The following is a 21,457-nucleotide window of genomic DNA, read 5'->3' on the forward strand; positions in this document are numbered from 1 at the left end:
CGTGCGGTGGCGACAGCTCAGTGCGGCCGTTGCCGCTGCCAACCCGGGGGCGCCTGCCACTGGCCGGCCCATTCCACGAACGCCTCCAGCGCCATGGGCCGGGCGATGCAGTAGCCCTGGGCCTGGGCGCAGCCCAGTTGCTGCAGCATCTGGCCTTGCTCGATGGTTTCCACCCCCTCGGCGATCACACGGTAGCCGAAGGAGCGGGCCAGGCCGATCACGCCCTGCACGATGGCCAGGTCGCCGGGGTCGCCCATCATGCCGTGCACGAAGCTCTGGTCGATCTTGAGCGTGTCCATGGGCAGGCGGCGCAGGTAGGTCAGCGATGAATAGCCGGTGCCGAAGTCGTCCAGCGCAACGCTCACGCCCAGTTCGCGCAGGCGCGTCAGCGTGGCGGCCACGGCGCTGATGTCGTAGAGCGCGGCGCTCTCGGTGATCTCGATCTCGACCTGGCGCGCATCGATGTCGGGGCGCCCGGCCAGCATCTGGGCCATCCAGTCGGCAAAGCCGGGGTGCTGAAGGTGCAGGGCCGAGATGTTGATGCTCAGCGGCAGGACCAGGCCCTGGCCGTTCAGGCGGCGGAGAAGGTCCAGGGCCGCGCCGACCACCCATTGGCCGAAACCGATCTCGAGCTCGGTGCCCTCCAGCAGCGGCAGGAAGGCCCCGGGCGGCAGCAGGCCGCGCTCGGGGTGCTGCCAGCGGGCCAGGACTTCGGCGCCCACCACGGCGCCGCTGCGCATGTCCACCTTGGGTTGCAGGTGCAGGATGAACTGGGCGCCGGCAATCGCCTCCTGCAGGTGCTTGCCCTGCTCGCGCTGCGCCACCAGGGCCCGCTCCTGCGCGGCATCGAACTGGTGGAAGCGGTTGCGCCCGGCCTGCTTGGCGGCATACATGGCCTGGTCGGCATGGCGCAGCAGGGTGTCGGCATCGGCCTCGTCCAGCGGGAACACGGTGTAGCCGATGCTGGCCGTGACGACCACGCGCTCGGTGTCCAGCGCGTAGGGGGCGGAGATGTTCTCCATCACCCGGGAGAGCATGCGTTCGCATTCGGCGGTGTCGGCCAGGTCGGGCAGCAGCATCACGAACTCGTCCCCCCCCAGGCGGGCCACGCTGTCGCCTGGGCGCAGGGCGCGCGAGAGCCGGCCTGCCACCATCACCAGCAGGCGGTCGCCCGCGCCGTGGCCCAGGCGGTCGTTCACGGGCTTGAAGCCGTCGAGGTCGAGGTAGCCGACGCCAAGCTGGGTGCCGCGCTCGCGCGCCTGGTCCAGGCACTCCTGCAGCCTGCGCGCCAGCAGCACGCGGTTGGGCAGGCCGGTGAGGGCATCGAAGTGCGCCAGCTTCTGCAGCAGCACCTCCTGCTCGCGCTGGGGCGTCACATCGAGCGCCACGCCCAGCATGCGCAGGGGCTCGCCGCCTGCGCCGAAGCTCACGATCTTGCCCAGGTTGCGCACCCAGCGCGTGCCTTCGTGGGGGGCGGGCACCTTCCAGGTGGCGTCGAACGGCGTGGCGGGCCGTGCCGCGTGGCGCGCCACTTCGGCCGTGATGCGGTCGATGTCGTCCGCCGCCACTGCGCTGGTCCAGCGCACCGAGGTCTGGGCGATGGGCCCTGGCGTGCGGCCCTGCATGGAGGCCCAGCGGCTGTCGCCGGTGATGGTGCCGTGCTCCATGTCCCAGTCCCACAGGCCCAGGGAAGCGGCAGAGATGGTCAGCGACAGCAGTTCCTCGCGCTCACGCACCTGCTCTTCCTGGCGCTTGCGGTCGGTGATGTCGTGCACCGAGAACAGCCAGCAGGGCTCGCCGTCGAAATCGATGGCGCGCATGGACTGCAGCACCGTCAGCCGGGTGCCGGGGCGGCCGTTGAGCGTCACCTCGTGGCTGGCCTGCGGGTCGGTCCGTTCAAACGCCTGTATCAGCCGCTGGCGCTCCTCCTGGGTGAAGATGCCCAGTTGCACCGCCGTGCGGCCCACGGCCTCGGCGCGCGGTATGCCCAGCAAGGTTTCCCAGGCCGGGTTCACGTCCAGGTACTGCCCGTCGCTGCGGCGCGACAGGCCCATGGGAAACGGCATGAGCTGGAAGATGCGCGAAAAGCGCTCTTCGGACTGGCGCAGGCGCTCGGTGGCCCGCTTGGCCTCGTCGATGTCCTGCATGACCCCGCGCACGCGCGTCACGCGGCCGTTCTCGATGACGGGCTCGCCCCGGGCGCGCACCCACAGCAGGTGCCCATCGGCGTGGACCACCTCCAGCTCCAGGCTCCACTCGGCGCGATCGAGGATGCTGGCGCGAAAGTGGTTGCGCAGCGTCTCGCGGTAGGCGGGCGCCACCATGCGGTCGATGTAGTCGGTGGGCAGGGGCGAGCCGGGCGGCATGCCGTGGATGTCGAAGCACACGTCCGACCAGTAGACCAGGCCCTTGCCGCGCACGTCCTCCCAGGCGCCCAGGCGCGCCAGCCGGCCAGCCTGCTGCAGCAGGCTGTTGAGGGCGCGCAGTTCGTCGCTGGTGCGTTGGGCTTCGGTCATGTCGTGGAAAACGAAGACGAAACAGTTTTCACCATCCACAAGCACGGAGCGTGCCGACATCAGCCCCGGGATGCGCACGCCGCGCCGCTGCGCCACCAGGGGCAGGCGGTCCACCTTGCCGTGGCGCTGGTAGGTGTCCAGCAGGCGCTGGCGCTCCTCGTCGCTGGCCCAGATCCTGAGGTCGGTCGAGGTACGGCCCGCCACCTGGTCATGCGCCAGCCCGAACATCTCGCAGAAAGCCGGGTTCACATCTATGTAGCGGCCGTCCGAGATGCGGCTGATGCCCGCCGGATCGGGCAGCGTCTGGTAGAACGAGGTGTACTTGGCCTCGGAGTCGCGCAGCGCCTGCTGGGCCTCGCGGTGGGCGGAGATGTCCACGTCCATGCCGATCAGGCGCAGGGGCTTGCCGCTGGCATCGCGCAAGGACACCATGCCGCGCGACATGAGCCAGCGCCAGCGCCCGGTGGTATCGAGCACGCGGAACTCGGCCTCGTAGGTGTCTTCGAGCCCATCCATGGCGCGGGCGAGCCTGGCGGCATTGCGGTCCCGGTCGACGGGGTGGCGCAGGTCGTACCAGCGCTGCCACAGGCCAGGGGCCTTGAGCGCGTCGTCGCCCAGGCCGAACTGTGCGTAGAACCCGCCTTCGCAGCGGAACTGGCGCGTGTCCACGTCCCACTCCCAGCGCCCGCCGTTCAGGGAGTCCAGGGCCATGCGCAACTGTTGCTCGCGCTGGCCCAGTGCCCGGTGGGCCGACTCCATCGAGTCCATCGACTGGGCCTTGCTGATCAGCAGCAGGCGGCAGCCCCCCAGTACCAGGATGCCGGTTCCATGCTGCCAGGGAAGGTTTTCCCACCAGGTCACCAGATCCGGGCTCTCTGCCTGGGCACTGACTGCGGTGAGCACCAGGCCGCTCACCACCGGCAGACTCAGCGCCAGGCCCAGCATCTCCGGCCAGCTGCGCTTGTGCCGGTGGAGTGCCACCTGCCGCCACAGCGCCCCGCAGGCCCAGGCGCCCGCCAGGACCAGCGCCCCGGCGAGCGAGGGCGAGCCCTGGATCCAGGTGGCGGCGAGAAAAGCCAGGCCCGCGCAGAGGGCGGTGGCGCGTACGCCGAAGCACAGGGCCACGAAGGCGGTGGCCGTGGGGTAGGCCACCAGGGCGGTGCCGCTGGCCTGGAAGTTGAGCACGGCCAGCATGGCTGCCGACACCAGGCCCCCCGCCAGGCCGGCCAGCCACTCGGTGCGCCGTGAAGGAGCCAGCACCTCCCGGGGTGGCAACAGCGCCAGGCCCAGGACGGTCAGCAGCAACAGCAGGCTGCCTGCCAGCAAGGTGTTATGCGCCATGGTGCCCGCGGCCGGCCCCCTGTGCGTGCGAATGCTGGGCTGCGCATGCAGCGCGTGGCCAGACCGGCGCTGTAACGCTTGTAAGCAGATGAAAAACCGACGCAAGGCCCATGCGCAGAGTTTAGGGCCGATCCATGGGCTCCCGTGCCGGGGTGCGGGTCCTGACAAGCCCGATTGACAACAGGGGGCCCGTCGCGATGATGGACCCTTGGTGGCCGCGGGCCTGCCAGCCCCTCAGACCGCCAGCAGATCCAGGGTTCGGGGCCGTGCGCCCTCGATGGCCAGCAAGGCGCCCTTGCGGTCCAGGCCACCGGCATAGCCGGTCAGGCTGCCATCGGCACCCAGTACCCGGTGGCAGGGCACGACCACGCTGATCGGGTTGCGCCCCACGGCGGCCCCCACGGCGCGCACCGCGCGCGGCCGGCCCAGCCCGCGGCTCAGGTCACCATAGGTGGCGGTGGCGCCGCAGCCGATGGCCAGCAGCGCGCGCCAGACTTCCTGCTGGAACGTGGTGCCGCCCGACAGGTCCAGCGGCAGGTCGAACGCGCGGCGCTCGCTGCGCAGGAACTGCTGCAACTGGCCCGCGGCCTCCTGCATCAGGGAATGACCGGCCACCTCGGGCCAGGCGCCGGGGCCATCGAGCAGGGGCGTGGGCTGGTGCCGCTGGCCGTCGAACCACAGGCCGACCAGGCCCTGAGGAGATGCCGCCAGACGCACGGCGCCGAGCGGGGAGGTGGCGCGCGATTGCACCGTGGCGGGATGGAATTGCATGGAAGGGGTGCTCTCTCTCTATATAAATAGGCAGGTGGCCGCCGCCGTGTCAGGCACTGGGGGCACTGGGGGCCAGGGCCGCAGCCCCGGGCAAGGGCAGTTCGGCCCAGGCCCGCAGCACGGCATAGCTGCGCCACGGGCGCCAGGCGGCCGAGGCCTCGGTCGCGGCGCGGGCCGGGTTCTTCTGGCCTTGCACACCCAGGGCCTTGTGCAATGCCACGTCCCCCGCCGGGAAGGCGTCGGGCCAGCGCAGCACGCGCATGGCGATGTACTGGGCCGTCCAGTCGCCGATGCCGGGCAGGGCGCACAGGGCGGCCGTGGTGCCGGCCACGTCGGCACCCGCGTGCAGCGGCAGGGCGCCGCTGTCTACCGCCTGCGCCAATGCCACGATGGCCGCCTGGCGCTGGCGCACGATGCCCATCTGGCCCAGCACCTCGCCTTCGGCACGCGCCAGCACCGAGGGTGGCGGGAACAGCCGGTTGAGCTCGGGCCACGGTGTTTCGATGGGCTCGCCCAGGCGTTCCACCAGGCGCTGGCCCAGGGTGCGGGCCGCGGCCACCGTGATCTGCTGGCCCAGCACGGCGCGCACGGCCAGCTCGAAGCCATCGAAGGCACCGGGGACGCGCAGGCCGTCGCCCTCGGGAAAGCGCTCATGCAGCACGGCATTGATGGCAGCGGGGTCGGCGTCCAGGTCCAGCATGGCGCGCACCCGGGCAATCACCACCGGCAGCACCGGGTACAGGCTGTCGCTGGTCTGCAGCAGCACCTGGTGCCGGGCGGTGTCGAACCGGGCACTGAGCCAGCCCGGGACCTCGGCGCCCCCGGTCACGGCCGGGGACAGGCGCACCGTGCGCCGCAGGGCCGGGGCGCCGTCGCCCGCCTGTTGCACCCATTCCACCCCGAGAAACCGGCGCCGCTCGAAGAAGGCGAGCAGCGCCGCCACGTCGAGCGGCGGCCGGTAGGCCAGGCGCAGCGTGCCCGTGCTGGTGGCGCTGTGGGCGCTGCCATTCTTGCGCAGCTGGCCCGGTTGGAGCCCGTAGTGCTCTGCAAACGCCGCATTGAAGCGGCGCACGCTGCCAAAGCCGCTGGACAGGGCCACCTGGGTGATGGGCAGGGGCGTGTCGGTCAGCAGCTGCTTGGCCGTGAGCAGGCGCCGCGTCTGCAGGTACTGCAGCGGCGATACGCCCAGGGCCGCCTCGAAGATGCGGCGCAGGTGCCGGTCGCTCACGCCCAGGCGCTCGGCCAGCCGGGCGACGGTCGCCCCCTGGCTGTCCCGGGCCCAGCCTTCGGGGGCATCGAGCAGGCGCACGGCCTGCTGCACCAGGATGCCCGAGGCGTCCTGCACCGACCAGGCCAGGGATTGGGGGGCCAGCTCGGGCCGGCAGCGCAGGCAGGGGCGAAATCCCGCGCTCTCGGCCTGGGCCGCCATGGCGAAGAAGCGGCAGTTCTCGCGCCGTGGTGTGCGCACCGAGCAGACCGGGCGGCAGTAGATGCCGGTGGAGGTCACTCCCGTGAAGAAACGGCCGTCGAAGCGCGCATCGCGGGCTTGCAGGGCCAGGTAGCGGCCCTCGTCATCCGCCACCGGGCCGGTGGCGGTGCAAGGCTGGCCAGGAGAGAGCAGGGGGGTGGACATGGGGGGAATGATAGGCCGCGCCTACATCCGGTCTGGCCGTTTTCGGACATGTGCCTCGGGCAATCTGTATACGATGCTTCGCTGGAGCTGCAGGGGGCGCCCCCTACAATCCAGCGCACTGTTCCAACGCTCACCGCAAAGGCCCCCACGTGCAACCCACGCCCGCCATTTTCAAAGCCTATGACATCCGCGGCATCGTGCCGACCACCCTGAACGAAGAAGTCGCCCTCGGCCTGGGCCGTGCCTTCGGCACGGCCGCCCGCGCCGAAGGCCAGACCACCGTGGCCGTGGGCCGCGATGGCCGCCTTTCCGGTCCGGCCATGTCGGCCGCGCTGATCCAGGGGCTGGTGGAGGCAGGCATGGAAGTGATCGATGTGGGCATGGTCACCACGCCGCTGCTGTACTTCGCGGCCAGCACACTGTGCCAAAGCGGCATCCAGGTCACCGGCAGCCACAACCCGCGCGACTACAACGGCTTCAAGATGGTGCTGGCTGGCCGCGCCATCTACGGTGAAGAGATCCAGTCCTTGCGCCACACCATGGAGCAGGAGAGCTGGCAGCTCTCGGCCGGCGGCAGCGTGCGCCATGTGGACGTGCTGCCCGCCTACCGCGAGCGCATCACCGGCGACGTGAAGCTTGCCCGCCCGCTGAAGATCGTCGTCGACTGCGGCAACGGCATTGCCGGCGCCACGGCCCCGGACATCTTCCGCGCCCTGGGCTGCGAGGTGATCGAGCTGTTTTCCGAGGTGGACGGCAACTTCCCCAACCACCACCCCGACCCGAGCAAGCCCGAGAACCTGCGCGACCTGATCGCCGCGCTGCAGGGCAGCGACGCCGAACTGGGCCTGGCCTTCGATGGCGACGGCGACCGCCTGGGCATCGTCACGCGCGACGGCACCAACATCTTCCCCGACCGGCAGATGATGCTGTTCGCTCAGGACGTGCTCACGCGCGTGCCCGGCGGCAACATCCTCTTCGACGTCAAGTGCACCCAGCGCCTGGCGCCAGCCATTGCCGCCGCGGGTGGCGTGCCGGTGATGTTCAAGACCGGGCACTCGCTGATCAAGGCGCGCATGAAGGAGCTCGACTCGCCCCTGGGCGGCGAGATGAGCGGCCACATCTTCTTCAAGGAGCGCTGGTACGGTTTCGACGACGGCACCTACGCCGGCTGCCGCCTGCTCGAGATCCTGAGCCGCCATGCGGACCCGAGCGCCGTGCTCAATGCACTGCCCACGAGTTTCTCGACGCCCGAACTCAACGTCTCGTGCGCCGAGGGCGAGCCGCACCGCCTCACGGCCGAGCTGCAGGCCCTGGCGGCCGGCAGCTTCAGCGCGCCTGCCCAGGTGAACACCATCGACGGGCTGCGCGTGGACTGGCCGGACGGCTTTGGCCTGATCCGCGCGAGCAACACCACGCCGGTGCTGGTGCTGCGCTTCGAGGGGCACACCGAGGAGGCCCTGGCGCGCATCGAGGCGGCCATGCTGGCGATGCTGCACAAGGTCAAGCCCGACGCCCGACTGGGCGCCGCCGCCCACTGAGCCCAGGCCTGACTTCCATCTTTGCGAACGCATTCTCCTTGACTACCCCCTTGTCTCCCTTGCTGTGCATCGCCGCAGCGCAATCGATATCCGTGTCTGGCGATGTGCAGGCCAACGTGCAGTCGCACCTGTCCATGGTGCGCGCAGCCGCGCGGCACGGCGTGCAGCTGCTGGTGTTCCCCGAGCTGTCGCTCACCGGCTATGAACCCACGCTGGTCGCAGGCCTGGTACTCGGCGCCGACGATGCCGTGCTGGCGCCCCTGCGTGAGGCCGCTCGCAGCACCGGCATGGCCCTGGTGGTCGGGGCGCCCGTGGCCCCGGTCGTGCCGGGCGACAAGCCGGCCATCGGTGCCTGGGTGCTCGGTGCCGATGGCGGCGCCGAGCTGTACCGCAAGCGCTACCTGCACCCTGGCGAAGAGCAGTTCGCCAGCGCCGGCCGTGAAGATGTCCATGTGCGCCTGCTGGCGGGCCAGCCCACGGCGCTGGCCGTGTGTGCCGACACCACGCACCCCGAGCATGCCCGGGCCGCCCTGGATGCTGGCGCCCTCCTGTATGCCTGCGGCTCGGTGATCTCGGAGGGCGGTTACGCCAAGGACTCTACACAGTTGCAGGCCTACGCCGCCGACCTCGGCCTGGCCGTGCTGATGGCCAACCACGGCGCACCCACCGGTGGCTACGCCTGTGCAGGCCGCAGCGCCTTCTGGGGCCCCGGTGGCACCCAGGTGGTCGTCGCACCTGCCGGGGGCGCCTGCCTAGTCGTGGCTTCGCGCGAGGGCGGGGCATGGCAAGGCCGCGTGGTCGAGACCCCCGCGCAATGAGGCGTACCGCATGACCACTGCGCGCGCCCTGTATTCCATGGTGACCTGGGCGGCCCAGCCGCTGCTGCGCCGCAAGCTGCGCCGCCGTGCCGCAGCCGAACCGGGTTATGCGGTGGCGGTGGGCGAGCGCTTCGGCCGCTACCCGCAGCCCATCGACAGCCTGGTGCTGCACAGCAGCACCGATCCGCTGGGCCAGTTCGTCTGGATCCACGCGGTCTCGCTCGGTGAAACGCGCGCGGCCTCCATCCTGCTGGCCGAATTGCGCGCGCAGCTGCCCGGCATGCGCCTGCTGCTCACGCATGGCACGGCCACCGGCCGGGCCGAGGGTGAAAAGCTGCTGCAGGCGGGCGATGTACAGGTCTGGCTGCCCTGGGACACGCAGGGTGCCGTGCTGCGCTTTCTGCGCCAGTTTCGCCCGGCCATCGGCATCCTGATGGAGACCGAGGTCTGGCCCAACCTGGTGGCCGCCTGCCGCAAGCGCGGCGTGCCATTGGTACTGGCCAATGCCCGGTTCAACGAGCACTCGCTGCGCAAGGCCCGGCGGGTGTCGCCGCTGGCGCGCCCGGCCTATGCGGCGCTGACCGCCGTGTATGCCCAGACCGAGGACGATGCCGAACGCCTGCACGCCATCGGCGCCCAGGTGCACGGGGTGTTCGGCAACCTCAAGTTCGACGTGGTGCCCGATGTGGCACAGCTGGAGCTGGGGCGTGCCTGGCGCGTGCAGGCCATGCGCCCCGTGGCCATGCTGGCCAGCAGCCGCGAAGGCGAAGAGGCGCTGTGGCTCGAGGCGATTCGCGCCTGGAGCACCTCGCGCGCGGATGCCGCGCAACCCGTGCAATGGCTGGTCGTGCCACGGCATCCGCAGCGCTTCGACGAGGTGCAGCAGCAGCTCCAGGCGGCCGGCCTCACGGTGTCGCGCCGCAGCACCTGGAGCCTGCTGCCCGAGCCGGCCGACGTGTGGCTGGGCGACTCGCTCGGCGAGATGGCCCTGTACTACGGCATGGCCGGCGTGGCGCTGCTGGGCGGCAGCTTCGCGCCGCTGGGGGGGCAGAACCTCATCGAGGCGGCTGCCTGCGGCTGCCCCGTGGTGCTGGGCCCGCACACCTTCAATTTTGCCGAGGCGGCCGAGCTCGCTTGTGCCGCTGGAGCGGCGCAGCGCGTGCCCGACCTCACCGCCGGCGTCGCGCAGGCCATGCAACTGGTGCGCGACCCCGCGCAGCAGGCGGCCGCCAGCGAGCGGGCGGCCCGCTTCGCACGCCAGCACCGGGGCGCAGCCCGGGCCACGGTGCGGGAGTTGCTGCAGCTGGTGCGCCGGCGCACGGTGGGGCGGCTCGAAGAAGACGCCGATGCCTGAGCCGCAGTCGCCGCCGCCGTCCATCCGCTCGGCGGTGGCGGCCGACGCTGCGGCCATCGCCGGCCTGATGGGGCAATTGGGCTACGAGGCCAGCGAGGCGCTGGTCGTCCGCAAGCTCGCGATCCTGGCCGCGCAAGCCGGCGACAACGTGCTGTTGGCCGAGGTCGATGGCCGTGTGGCCGGTGTCATCAGCCTGCATGTGCTCGAGCTTTTCCATGCCGAAGGCCGGATCGGCCGCATCACCTCGCTGGTGGTCGATGCCGGGCAGCGGGGCCGCGGGGTCGGGGAGGCGCTGGTGGCCGCTGCCGACCGCTTCTTTACCGGGCAGGGCTGTGTGCGCGCCGAAGTGACCAGCGGCCTGCGGCCCATGCGTTCTATGCGGCCCAGGGCTACGCGCCCGATGAACGGCGTTTTCTCAAGCGCTACGTCGGCTTGAACGTCCAGCAATCTGGCTGACCCTGTGTTGTGCAAGGGCCCTGATCGTCTTACGTCCCCACCACGCCGCCATCGGCCTTGCGGATCACCACCGTGGCCGAGCGCGGGCGTCCGGCGGGGCGGTGCTCGGGCCAGTTGGAGAACTTGCGCGGCTCGGCGGGGTCGCTGCGCTCGCTCGGGCTTTCGCCGGGGTGCTGGATGTTGATGAACAGGGTCTTGCCATCGGGCGTCATGGTCGCACCGGTGATTTCGCAACCCGAAGGGCCGACCAGGAAGCGGCGGATCTCGCCCGTGCGCGGATCGGCCGCCAGCATGGCGTTGTTGCCCATGCGCGCCAGGTCGCCCTTGCCCATGGCCGAGGTGGACATGTCGGTCTGCACCCAGAGCACGCCGCGGCCATCGACCCACAGGCCATCGGGGCAGGCGAGCATGTCGCCCTTGACACTGCCCTTGGCATCGGCACGCTCATTGGCCGGGTCGCCGGCCAGGATGAAGTGGTCCCACTGGAAGCGCGCGCCATCGAAATCCCCGGCTTCCTTCCAGCGGATGATGTTGCCCATGCTGTTGTTGGCACGCGGGTTGGCGGCATCCACGCCAGGCTGGCCGGCCGTGCCGCGGTTGCTGTTGTTGGTCAGCGTGCAGTAGACGGAGCCGTCCTTGCCGATGGCGATCCACTCGGGGCGGTCCATCTTGGTGGCGCCCAGCAGGTCGCTGGCCTGGCGCGTCTTGATCAGCACCTCACCGGCATCGGCAAAGCCGTTGGCGGCCGTCAGCGGGCCCTGGCCATGGCTGAGGGCCAGCCACTGGCCGCTGCCATCGGCATTGAACCTGGCGACGTACAGCGTGCCATGGTCGAGCAGCTCGGCGTTCTCGCGCGCGCCGCCCTTGCGGATCTTGTCACGGCTCACGAACTTGTAGATGTACTCGAAGCGCGAGTCTTCGCCCGAATAGACCACGGCGCGGCCGTCCTTGGTCACGGCCACCGTGGCGCCTTCGTGCGCGGCGCGGCCCAGGGCCGTGCGTTTGACGGGGGTGGAGCTGGCGTTGAACGGGTCGATCTCCACGATCCAGCCGAAGCGGTTGGGTTCGTTGGGGTTCTTGGTGGCGTCGAAACGTGCATCGTGTTCGGCCCAGCGGTAGCCAGCGGGCTCGCCCTTGCGCAGGCCCCAGCGGGTGTCGTGGGGGTTGGGGGCGTCGGGGCCCTTGAAGTAGTTGATGAAGTTCTCTTCGCAGGTCAGGTAGGTGCCCCAGGGCGTGATGCCGCTGGCGCAGTTGTTCATGGTGCCCAGCGGGCGCATGCCCTCGGGGTCGGCGGCCGTGCGCAGCATGGGGTGGCCGGCGGCCGGGCCGCCAAACGCCATGGGCGTGCGTGCCGTGATGCGGCGGGCCCAGGGCGAGGGGCGCACGATGTCCCACTGGCCATCGGCCTTATGTTCCACCTCGATGACCGAGACGCCGTGCGCGGCCTGGGACTTGCGCACCTTCTCGGCGGTCCAGGTCTTCATGCCGTCGGCATGCAGCAGGCCGTCGTCGGTGTACTCGTGGTTCATCACCAGCAGACCCTGGCGGCTGCCCTCCTGCGCATAGAAGTGGATGCCGTCGTGGTGCATGCCGAGCTGCGCTTCCTGCTCGGCGGCGGTATTGGAGCCGTCTTCCTTGAAGGCCGGGTTCTCGCCCGACAGGCCCACAGGGTCGCCCCAGGGCGCGATGACTTGGGCCACATAGCCCTCGGGCACGACGATGCGGTCGGCCGTGCCGATGGGCACGCTCTTGAAACCCAGCAGCGGGCCGCTGGGGATGCCGGTACCGCTGGCGCAACCGGGCAGCGACACGGCAGCCAGCGGCGCCAGCAGGCCGCCGACGGCCGATGCCAGGCCGCCGCCGAGCAGGGTGCGGCGGCGCAGCGCCGACACCTCGTGGATGCTCGGGTTGGCCGAGCGGTTGCTGTCTTCCATCGAATCGAAGTCTTTTGCCATGGAGAGTCTCTCAGTGGGGTGGGGCGGGATTGCTTTTTGGGGAAGGAGAAATTCATGCGCGCCGGGCTTGCAGCGTGTGGCGGTAGATGGCCTGGCCCGAGGCATCCTTGAGCTGCACGGTGAGCGCCCGGCTCTGGCTGTCGACGTCGAGCTGGCCGAAGAACTGCAGGCCTGCCAGGGGCGACAGCGTCTGGCCGGGCGGCGCGCCTTTGCTGAAGACGACCTGCGGACCGAAGGTGTTGTCCATGGGCAGCGGTGCGGACGTGCCGGCGTGGATGGGGCCGGCGACGAACTCCCAGAACGGTTCGAAATCGCGGAACTGCGCGCGCGCCGGGTCGTAGTAGTGGGCGGCGGCGTAGTGCACGTCGGCCGCGGTGAAGACCACGTTGTGGATGCGCTCGCGCGCCAGCTGGCGCAGCAGGCGGGCGATCTCCAGTTCGCGGCCCCGGGGCGGGCCGTCGCCGTTGGCGCTGTTTTCCATGATCGGCTGGCCTTGCCCGTCCCGCAGCTGGCCGTCGCGCACCATCACGCCCAGGGGCATGTCCAGCGAGACGATCTTCCATAGCGCGCGCGAGGCCTTGAGCCCACGCAGCAGCCAGTCCACCTGGGCGTTGCCGAAATACGCCGTGTCCGTACTTTCGCGGGCCTGCAGGTTGCTGCTGTTGCCACCCCGGTAGCTGCGCATGTCGGTCACGAACACGTCGAGCAGGGGCCCGTAGGGGATGCGTCGGTAGATGCGCTCGGCCTCGTCCTGCGCATGCCAGCGCATGGGCGCGTACTCCAGGAAGGCCCGGGTACCGCAGGCCTGCAGGATGCCTACCTGCTTTTCGGTGTAGTCGCTCCACGGGCCCAGGTCCTTGGCGGGAGACCAGTTGTTGGTCACCTCGTGGTCGCTCCAGTTCCAGACCTGGGCGACCTCGGCGTTGAATCGGCGCAGGGGTTCGTCCAGCAGGTTGTAGCTGTAGCAGCCGCGGAATTCTTCCAGGGTCTGCGCCGGTCGGCTGCGTGCCGGTGCCAGCGTGTTGCGCCACACCTGGCCGCCCTCGACGGTCTTTTCGGCCTGCAGTGGCGTGGTGGCGTAGATCGTGTCGCCCGCGTGGATGAACAGGTCGGGCTCCGCCTGGCGCATGGTGTCGTACATGCGCATGCCGCCCATGTCGGGGTTGATGCCGAAGCCCTGGCCGCCCGTGTCGGCCGACCAGATGACGCGCACCTGGCGGCGTGCGGCAGGGGCGCTCTGAAAGCGTCCCTGGGTCCAGCCACTTGATACCCGGGGGCGCGCGGCGTCCTGGAACTGCACGCGGTAGAAGATGGTCTGGTCAGGTGGCAGCCCCGTGAGGTCCACGCGCGCGGTGTAGTCCGTCACGTCGAGCGCCATGGGGCCTGCAACGCAGCGGGGGTTGGCAAAACGGGGCGTCGTGTCCCATTGCACGTGCATGCGCGATGGCCGGTCGGTGGCGCTCCAGACCATGGCGCGGTCGCGTGCCACGTCGCCGCTCATGGTGCCCTTGGCCAGGGCAGGGCGGTGGGCTTCGGCAATGACCTGTGCCGGGCTTGCCTGTGCCCAGGCGTTTGCCGTCAGCCATGGCGATGCCAGGATGCCGCTGGCGCCTGCGACCGAGCGCAGGACGGCCCTTCGTCTCAGCGGCGACCCTTCCAGTATTGTCATTGCCGGCTTTCTCGCGGTGTCCTCACAGGGCCGCGGGCGCGAGATGTCACGGCGCAGGGCATACCTGGAACCGCCAGCTTAGGATACGAATATGGCGAATTGATGACAGACAGGCGTGCCGCCAGGCGCCATCCTGGGGAGCCGGGGTGTGTGCAGTTGCCATGGCACAGGCCCGTTCAGCAGGACAATACGCCATGGAAGTCGAATTCAAGTTCAGTATCCCGCCCAAGTGCCTGGCGGCCGTGAAGGCCGCAGCACGGCGCGGTGCCTCCACCGCCATCCGGCTGGAAGCACGCTATTTCGATACCGCCGACAAGGCGCTGTCCTCGCGCGGCATCGCCCTGCGCCTGCGCAACGAGGGCGGGCAGTGGGTGCAGACCGTCAAGGCCATGGGCGATGGCCCGCTGGACCGCGAGGAGCACAACGTCGGCCTCGACACCCCGCCAGCGCTGGCACGCCCGGCCCTGCATGCCGGCACCAAGGCCGGCGAGCGCCTGCGCGAGGCGCTGGACAGCGCGCAGGGCCCGCTGCTGGAGACCTACCGCACCGAAATCGACCGCACCTTGCGCAACCTGGCCTTTCGCGGCGGTGTCGTCGAGCTCGCGTTCGACTTCGGCCGCATCGTGGCCCATGGCGGCACGCCGCAGGAAAAGCAGGCACCGGTGTGCGAGCTGGAGCTGGAACTCAAGGAGGGACCGGTGGCCGGGCTCGTCGAAGTCGCCACCCAATGGGCGTCGCAGCATGGCCTGGTGCTGAACACGGTCTCCAAGGCCGAGCGTGGCGAGCGGCTCCTGGCGGCCCAATGGGCCCGGCAGCCATCCAAGGCGCGGCCCATGGTGGCCGGCGGCAGGCGCCGGCAATTTCTCAAGGGGCAAGCGCTGCAGCGCGCGGTGCTGGCCAACTGCTTGGCGCAGATCCTGGCCAATGCCAGCGAGATCGTGGAGGGCTCGGCCAGCCAGGAGCATGTGCACCAGCTGCGCATCGGCATCCGCCGGCTGCGCACGGCGCTGCGTGAACTGGATGCGTTGGCGCCGGGCCGCTTCGACCCCGCCTGGGAGCCGCCGTTGGTGGAGGTGTTCCGACGCCTGGGCCAGCTGCGCGACCGGGAACAGGCCCTGGACACCATCGGTGCCGAACTGCGCGAGGCCGGAGCCCCGCCATCGGGCAAGCAGGCCGCCTCAGCCATGGCATCACCGCTGGACATCGTCGGCACGGCGGAGTTTCAGGCGGTGCTGATCAGCCTCATGGGTTTCACGGCCCTGGACCACGGTACGGCTGCGCAGGAAGACGGGGCCCTTGGCGCCGGCAAGGCGCGCCGCTACCTGCACCAGCGCCTGCAGGCCCTGTGCGCCAGGGCGCACAAGGATGCGCGCCGCTTCGGGTCGCTGTCGTTCGACGAGCAGCACCGCGTGCGCAAGCGTTTGAAGCGCCTGCGCTTCCTGGCCGAATTCGTGGCGCCCGCCATGGAAGGCGATGCCGATGATTTTCTCGCCAGCCTGCAACCGGCCTTGTTGGCGCTGGGCCGGCTCAATGACGAGCAGGTGGCCAGCGCGCTGTACCGCAGCCTGGCAGACCAGGATCCAAAGGCCTGGTTCGGCGTGGGCTGGCTTGCAGCGCGGCGCCCGTCTTCGGTCAAGGCCACGAAGAAGGCCCTCTCCAGGGTGGGAGAGGTTCCGCGCTTTCGCAAGTGGTAGAGCCGCCCGTCAGGGCGTGAGCAGCGCGTTGATGGCCTGCACGTCTTCGATGGTGAGCGTGCCGGCGGCCTGGCGCAGCTTGAGCGTGCCCAGCAGCACGTTGTAGCGGGCCTGGGCCAGGTCGCGCTTGGTCTGGAACAGCTGGCTCTGGGCGTTGAGCACGTCGATGTTGATGCGCACACCCACCTGGTAGCCGAGCTTGTTGGCATCGAGCGCGCTCTGGCTCGAGGCCTCGGCGGCCTGCAGCGCCTGCACCTGGCCCTGGCCCGACTGCACGCCGAAGAAGGCGGCACGCGTGGCCTGGGCGACATTGCGGCGCGTGGTCTCCAGGTCGGCGCTGGCCTTCTCTTCGAGGGCCAGGGTTTCCTTGACCCGGTTCTGCACCGAGAAGCCGGCGAACAGCGGCAGGTTCAGGGCCAGGCCCAGGCTGGCGTTGTTGGTGCGGCTGTTGATGCCCGGGGTGGTGATGGTACCCGTGGGGTTGCGCTGGATGTTGTAGCCGGCCTGCAGGTCCACGGTGGGCAGGTGGCCGGTCTCGGCCTTCTTCGTTTCCAGGCGCGCAATGTCCAGCGCGATGGCGGCCTGGCGCACGCCGGGCTGCAGTTCGCGCGCGGTGTCCACCCAGGTGATGACGTTGTCGGGCTGCACCGGCGGCAGCTGCAGCGGCAGTGCCAGGGGCTTGGGCTGGGTGCCCGTGACGCCCACCAGCTGGTCCAGTGCCAGCTTCTTCACGCGCAGGTCGTTCTCGGCCGCGATCTCCTGGGCAATGACCAGATCGTAGCGGGCCTGGGCCTCGCGCGAATCGGTCACCGTGGAGGTGCCGACCTCGAAATTGCGCTTGGCAGAAGCCAGTTGCTCCGACACGGCGGCCTTTTGCGCCTGCACGAAGGTCAGTGTGTCCTGCGCGGCCAGCACGTCGAAATAGGCCTGGCTCACGCGCACCAGCAGGTCCTGGCTGGCCGCGTCGAGCTGGGCCTGGGCCACGTCCACGCCGCGCTGGGCCTGTTCCAGGTTGATGCGATTGGCCGGGCGGTACAGGGGCTGCGAGGCATTCACGCCCAGGGTCTGGGTGGTGGCGGTGCGCTCGATGGGCGGGCGGCTCACATCGGTGTTGGCGCGCGAGACACCGGCCGACAGGCCGGCGCTGGGCAGCAGGCCGGCACGGGCCTGGTCGGCCCTGCGGGCCGAGGCGTCCAGCTGCAGCCGGGCCGACTGCCAGGCCGTGTCATAGGTACGCGCAGACTCCAACAGCTCCGTCAGGCTCTGGGCCTGTGCGGGGACACACAGGGCAGCGCCCAGCGCCAGTGACAGGGGGAGTAGCCGGAACGAAGTCATGGATGCCTTTCAGGAATATCTGCATGTCGGGTGGGACGAAGGAGACCGGGGGCTTCAATAGCGGGGAACGGCCGGGTCGTTCTCATGCGACCAGGCGTCGATGCCACCGCTGATGTTGGCCAGCCGCTCGAAACCCTGCTGCTCCAGGAACGCTGCCACGCGCAGGCTGCGGGCGCCGTGGTGGCACAGGCAGGCAATCGGCGTGCCCGCGTCGCGGGCGGCATCGAGTTCGGCCAGGCGGCCCGTGAGCTGCCCCATGGGGATGGCCACCAGCTCGAAACCGTCAGCGCGCACGCTGGCCGTCTGCAGTTCCCAGGGCTCGCGCACATCCAGCACCACGGGCCGGCTGCCATCGGGGGCGGTGGCGAACCAGGCGGCGAGTTGGGCGGGGCGGATGTGCTCGATCATGCAAAAAACTCCAGAAAAGGCAGGTCAGAAAGTGAAGCCGGAGGGTTCGGGGAAGTTCACCAGGCGCGGCGCGATGGTGTCCCAGGGCGCAGTGGTGTCGAAGCGGTCGCCGGTGCGGCGGGTCAGGGTGAAACGCATCACGGGCTCGCTGCCCACGATGGCGCCCAGGCGGCCGCCATCGCGCAGTTGCGAGAGCAGGGCGGCAGGCACTTCGGCCACCGAGCCGCTGAGCACGATCACGTCGAAGGTGCCGTCGCCAGCGCCGTGCGAGCCATCGGCCAGGCGCACTTCTGCGTTCTGCACGCCGGCGCTCAGCAGGTTCTCGCGCGCCATCTCGGCCAGCTCGGGCACGATCTCGAGCGTCACCACCTGCTGCGCGCGGGCGGCCAGCAAGGCGGCCATGTAGCCCGAGCCGGCGCCGATTTCGAGCACGCGGTCGGTCGGCTTGATCGCCAGGTCCTGCAGGATGCGCGCTTCCACGCGCGGCTGCAGCATGCTGTGGCCGGCGCGCACGGCGTCTTCGGCATCGCTGCCCTGCAGGGGCACCTCGATGTCCATGAAGGCCATGCTGCGGTAGGCCGGGGGCACGAATTCCTCGCGGCGGGCCACGGCCAGCAGGTCCAGCACGTCGGCGTCGAGCACGTTCCAGGGGCGGATCTGCTGCTCGATCATGTTGTAGCGGGCCTGGGCGACGGGGTCGCTGGTGTTGGCAGACGTGTTCAATGGCATGTTCATGGGGTTCTCCGTGGGGCGGGTGTCAGGACAAACCCTCGATTTTACGGGCCTCTGGGGTTGCCCGGCCGCGACCCACGCGCGCCAGGGCCCAGCGCGCCAGATCGTCCATGTAGCAATACACCACCGGTACCACCACCAGGGTGAGCAGCGAGGAGGTGATGACCCCGCCGATCACGGCCTGGCCCATGGGGGCGCGCTGCTCGGAACCCTCGGACAGCGCGAAGGCCAGCGGCACCATGCCGAAGATCATGGCCAGCGTGGTCATGAGGATGGGGCGCAGCCGTACGCGGGCGGCCAGCAGCAGCGCCTCGGCACGGGGCAGGCCGGGCACGGTGGCGCCGGTATCGTCGGTGTGCTCCTCACGGGCGCGGATGGCAAAGTCGACCAGCAGGATGGCGTTCTTGGTCACCAGGCCCATGAGCATCACCACGCCGATGATGGAGAACATCGACAGGGTGGAGCGGAACATCATCAGCGCCAGTACCACGCCGATCAGCGTGAGCGGCAGCGAGGTCATGAGTGCCAGCGGCTGCAGAAAACTGCGGAACTGGCTGGCCAGGATCATGTAGATGAAGACGATGGCCAGCACCAGGGCCGAGATGGCGTAGCCGAAGGATTCGGCCATGTTCTTGGTGGAGCCGCCGAACTGGTAGCGGTAGCCGGGCGGGAAGTTGACTTCTTCCAGCGCCTTCTTGATGTCGGCCGACACCTCACCGGCCGAACGCTGCGACACGTTGGCGTTGATGGCCACCTCGCGCGTCAGGTCGCGGCGGTTGATCTGGTTGGCGCCGGTCGATTCGGTCACGCTGGCCACCTGGTTCAGGCGCACGATGCGGGTGGTGCCATCGGCGCTGCTCATGGCAAAGGGCAGACGCTCCAGGTCCTGCGGGGCGGTGCGGGCTTCGGGCGCCAGGCGCACGTTCACGTCGTAGGTCTGGTCGTCGGGCGCGCGCCAGTTGCCCACCGTGGTGCCGGCCACCAGGGTGCGCAGCGATGCCGCCATCTGCGCCACCGACAGGCCCAGGTCAGACGCCGCATCGCGCTTGATATCGAGGGCGATCACCGGCTTGTTGGGCTTGGCGCTGGTGTCGAGATCCACCAGGCCCGGGATGCCGCGGATCTTCCCGGTCACGGTGGCCGTCAGGCGTTCGAGCTCCTGCAGGTCCGGGCCCTGCAGCGAGAACTCCACCTGCTTCTGGCCGCCCACGGCGTCGAGCAGGCCTACGTGGGTGACGGTGATGCCGGGCACGGTCTTCAGGCGCTCGCGCAGCACGTCGGACATGGCGTCCACGCTGCGGCTGCGGTCCTTGCGGTCCACCAGGCGCACGTAGATGTTGGCGTAGATCTTGCCCTGGGCGTTGCCGGTGTTGATGGTGGACAGCGTGTAGCGCACCTCGGGCATCTCGTGCAGGATGGCCTCCACCTGGGCGGCCTTGGCCTCGGTGGCCTCGAGCGAGGAGCCCACGGGCGTGTAGAAATTGATCGAGGTCTCGGAGAAGTCCGCCTTGGGTACGAACTCGGTGCCCAGCAGCGGCACCATGAAGATGCTCAGCACGAAGATGGCCAGCGCAATCGCCATGGTGGTCAGCTTGTGCACCAGCGACCAGCGCAGGATGTGCTGGTAGCCCTCGGCCAGGGCGTCGGTGGCGCGGTCGAACCAGCCCGTGACCCGGCCGATGGTCTTGTCGTAGAAGGTGACGGGCTCCGTCTTCTGGCCATGGCTGTGGATGCTCGGGTCGTGCCAGATGCTCGACAGCATCGGATCGAGCGTGAAGCTCACGAACATCGAGATCATCACCGCCGCGACGATGGTGATGCCGAACTCGTGGAAGAACTTGCCGATGATGCCGCCCATGAAGCCGATGGGCATGAACACCGCCACGATGGAGAGGGTGGTGGCCAGCACGGCCAGACCGATCTCCTGCGTGCCGTCCATGGCCGCGTTGTAGGCGGACTTGCCCATCTGCACGTGGCGCACGATGTTCTCGCGCACCACGATGGCATCGTCGATCAAGAGACCCACGCACAGGCTCAGCGCCATCAGCGTGATCATGTTGATGGTGAAGCCGAACATGTTCATGAACAGGAAGGTGCCGATCAGCGCGATCGGCAGGGTCAGCCCCGTGATCACCGTGGAGCGCCAGGAGTTCAGGAACAAAAAGACGATCAGCACCGTGAGGATGGCGCCCTCGACCAGCGTCTGGCGCACATTGTTCACCGCCACGCGGATCGGGCGGGCGCTGTCGCCAATGGTCTCCAGGCGCACGCCGGGCGGCAACTGGTTGCGTAGCTCCACCACGGCCGCGTTCAGGCCGTCCACCACCTCGATGGTGTTCTCGCCCTGCGACTTCTGCACCGACAGCAGCAGCGTGCGCTGGCCGTTGTACAGCGCCAGGCTTTCCACTTCCTGGGCGCCGTCGTTGACGCGGGCCACCTGGTCCAGGCGCACGGGGGCGCCGTTCTTGCGCGCCACGATGATGCGGCCGAAGTCCTCGGGGCGCTCCATGCGGGCGTCGATCTGCACCACGCGCTCCTGCGCCAGCGAGCGGATGGCGCCCACGGGCAGGTCCTGGTTCTCGTTGCGCACGGCATTCGCCACCTGGTCGGGCGTGACGCCGAAGGCTTCCAGTGCCTGCGGGTTCAGGTAGATGTTGATCTCGCGCTTGGTGGCGCCCACCAGGTTCACGGCGCCCACGCCGCGCACGTTCTCCAGGCGCTTCTTGAGGATCTGCTCGGCCCAGGTGGTCAGCTCCACCGCGCTGCGCGTGGCGGCGCCGTCCTTGGCGGCCTTGTCGTCAGGCAGCACGGCCAGCGACCACACGGCACGGCTGGCAGGGTCGAAGCGCAGCACGCGTGGCTCCTTGACCTCGGTGCGCAGCAGGGGGCGCACGGTGGCCACCTTCTCGCGCACGTCCTCGGCGGCCTTGCGGCCATCGATGTGCAGCTGGAACTCGATGATGACGACGGCCATGCCCTCGTAGCTGCGCGAGGTCAGGGCGTTGATGCCGGCAATCGAGTTGACGCCTTCCTCGATCTTCTTGGTGACCTCGCTCTCGACGATCTCGGGCGATGCGCCGGGGTAGTCCACCGTGACCACCACCACCGGAAAGTCGATGTTGGGAAACTGGTCGACCTTCAGGCGCTGGTACGAAAACAGGCCGAGCACCACGATGGCGAGCATCACCATGGTGGCGAACACCGGGTTCTTGAGACTGACCTTGGTGAACCACATGG

General features: G+C 69.6%; 14 protein-coding genes. 5 read left to right on the plus strand and 9 right to left on the minus strand.

Features of this window, described 5'->3' with window-relative positions:
- Positions 1 to 17: 17 nt before the first annotated feature.
- The 3 genes from AC07PA_RS21180 to AC07PA_RS21190 all read right to left on the minus strand — a co-directional run bounded on the left by AC07PA_RS21180 (position 18) and on the right by AC07PA_RS21190 (position 6,261).
- Positions 18 to 3,857: a sensor domain-containing protein gene (locus AC07PA_RS21180; protein ID WP_494608904.1), complete on the minus strand. Its 3,840-nt coding sequence runs from the start codon at positions 3,855 to 3,857 to the stop codon at positions 18 to 20.
- Between the two features lie 234 nt (positions 3,858 to 4,091).
- A complete protein-coding gene (locus tag AC07PA_RS21185) occupies positions 4,092 to 4,628 on the minus strand; it encodes a methylated-DNA--[protein]-cysteine S-methyltransferase (protein ID WP_494608903.1) in 537 nt (178 codons plus the stop codon).
- Positions 4,629 to 4,677: 49 nt separating this feature from the next.
- Entirely contained in the window at positions 4,678 to 6,261 is a 1,584-nt protein-coding gene (locus AC07PA_RS21190; RefSeq protein WP_494608902.1) for a DNA-3-methyladenine glycosylase 2 family protein, read from the minus strand.
- A 149-nt stretch (positions 6,262 to 6,410) separates the two neighbouring features.
- Here AC07PA_RS21190 and AC07PA_RS21195 point away from each other — a divergent pair, with 149 nt between their 5' ends.
- From AC07PA_RS21195 to AC07PA_RS21210, 4 genes are read left to right on the plus strand one after another with little or no spacing between them, the layout of a single operon-like run.
- Positions 6,411 to 7,799, plus strand: a complete 1,389-nt coding sequence (locus AC07PA_RS21195) for a phosphomannomutase/phosphoglucomutase (protein WP_494608901.1) — start codon at positions 6,411 to 6,413, stop codon at positions 7,797 to 7,799.
- A gap of 50 nt (positions 7,800 to 7,849) precedes the next feature.
- Positions 7,850 to 8,617, plus strand: coding sequence for a carbon-nitrogen hydrolase family protein (locus AC07PA_RS21200; RefSeq protein ID WP_494608900.1), 768 nt, complete (start codon positions 7,850 to 7,852; stop codon positions 8,615 to 8,617).
- Between the two features lie 10 nt (positions 8,618 to 8,627).
- A complete protein-coding gene (locus AC07PA_RS21205) occupies positions 8,628 to 9,971 on the plus strand; it encodes a 3-deoxy-D-manno-octulosonic acid transferase (RefSeq protein ID WP_007855419.1) in 1,344 nt (447 codons plus the stop codon).
- Complete coding sequence (locus AC07PA_RS21210; RefSeq protein ID WP_494608899.1) at positions 9,964 to 10,407, plus strand: GNAT family N-acetyltransferase; 444 nt, start codon at positions 9,964 to 9,966, stop codon at positions 10,405 to 10,407. The genes AC07PA_RS21205 and AC07PA_RS21210 overlap by 8 nt, the downstream gene beginning before the upstream one ends.
- 49 nt (positions 10,408 to 10,456) lie before the next feature.
- Here the strand turns inward: AC07PA_RS21210 and AC07PA_RS21215 are convergent, their stop codons facing one another.
- Together AC07PA_RS21215 and AC07PA_RS21220 are read right to left on the minus strand one after the other, a co-directional pair.
- The gene (locus AC07PA_RS21215; protein WP_494608898.1) at positions 10,457 to 12,382 is read right to left on the minus strand and encodes a PhoX family protein; all 1,926 of its coding nucleotides are present in this window, start codon (positions 12,380 to 12,382) and stop codon (positions 10,457 to 10,459) included.
- Between the two features lie 52 nt (positions 12,383 to 12,434).
- Positions 12,435 to 14,051, minus strand: coding sequence for an alkaline phosphatase D family protein (locus AC07PA_RS21220; RefSeq protein ID WP_494608897.1), 1,617 nt, complete (start codon positions 14,049 to 14,051; stop codon positions 12,435 to 12,437).
- 194 nt (positions 14,052 to 14,245) lie between these two features.
- Between AC07PA_RS21220 and AC07PA_RS21225 the strand changes: the two genes are divergently transcribed.
- On the plus strand, positions 14,246 to 15,745 hold the full coding sequence (locus tag AC07PA_RS21225) for a CYTH and CHAD domain-containing protein (protein ID WP_494608896.1): 1,500 nt from the start codon (positions 14,246 to 14,248) through the stop codon (positions 15,743 to 15,745).
- A 9-nt stretch (positions 15,746 to 15,754) separates the two neighbouring features.
- Here AC07PA_RS21225 and AC07PA_RS21230 read toward each other — a convergent pair whose 3' ends face one another.
- The 4 genes from AC07PA_RS21230 to AC07PA_RS21245 are packed head-to-tail and all read right to left on the minus strand — an operon-like array spanning position 15,755 to position 21,455.
- Entirely contained in the window at positions 15,755 to 17,080 is a 1,326-nt protein-coding gene (locus AC07PA_RS21230; RefSeq protein ID WP_494608895.1) for a TolC family outer membrane protein, read from the minus strand.
- Positions 17,081 to 17,134: 54 nt separating this feature from the next.
- Positions 17,135 to 17,488, minus strand: a complete 354-nt coding sequence (locus AC07PA_RS21235; protein WP_007850151.1) for a rhodanese-like domain-containing protein — start codon at positions 17,486 to 17,488, stop codon at positions 17,135 to 17,137.
- A 24-nt stretch (positions 17,489 to 17,512) separates the two neighbouring features.
- Positions 17,513 to 18,223, minus strand: coding sequence for a protein-L-isoaspartate O-methyltransferase family protein (locus AC07PA_RS21240; RefSeq protein WP_494608894.1), 711 nt, complete (start codon positions 18,221 to 18,223; stop codon positions 17,513 to 17,515).
- 22 nt (positions 18,224 to 18,245) lie between these two features.
- Positions 18,246 to 21,455 (minus strand): efflux RND transporter permease subunit, encoded by a 3,210-nt coding sequence (locus AC07PA_RS21245; RefSeq protein ID WP_494608893.1) that lies wholly within the window; start codon positions 21,453 to 21,455, stop codon positions 18,246 to 18,248.
- Between the last annotated feature and the right edge of the window lie 2 nt (positions 21,456 to 21,457).

It is taken from the genome of Acidovorax sp. GW821-FHT09B03 (assembly GCF_059418305.1).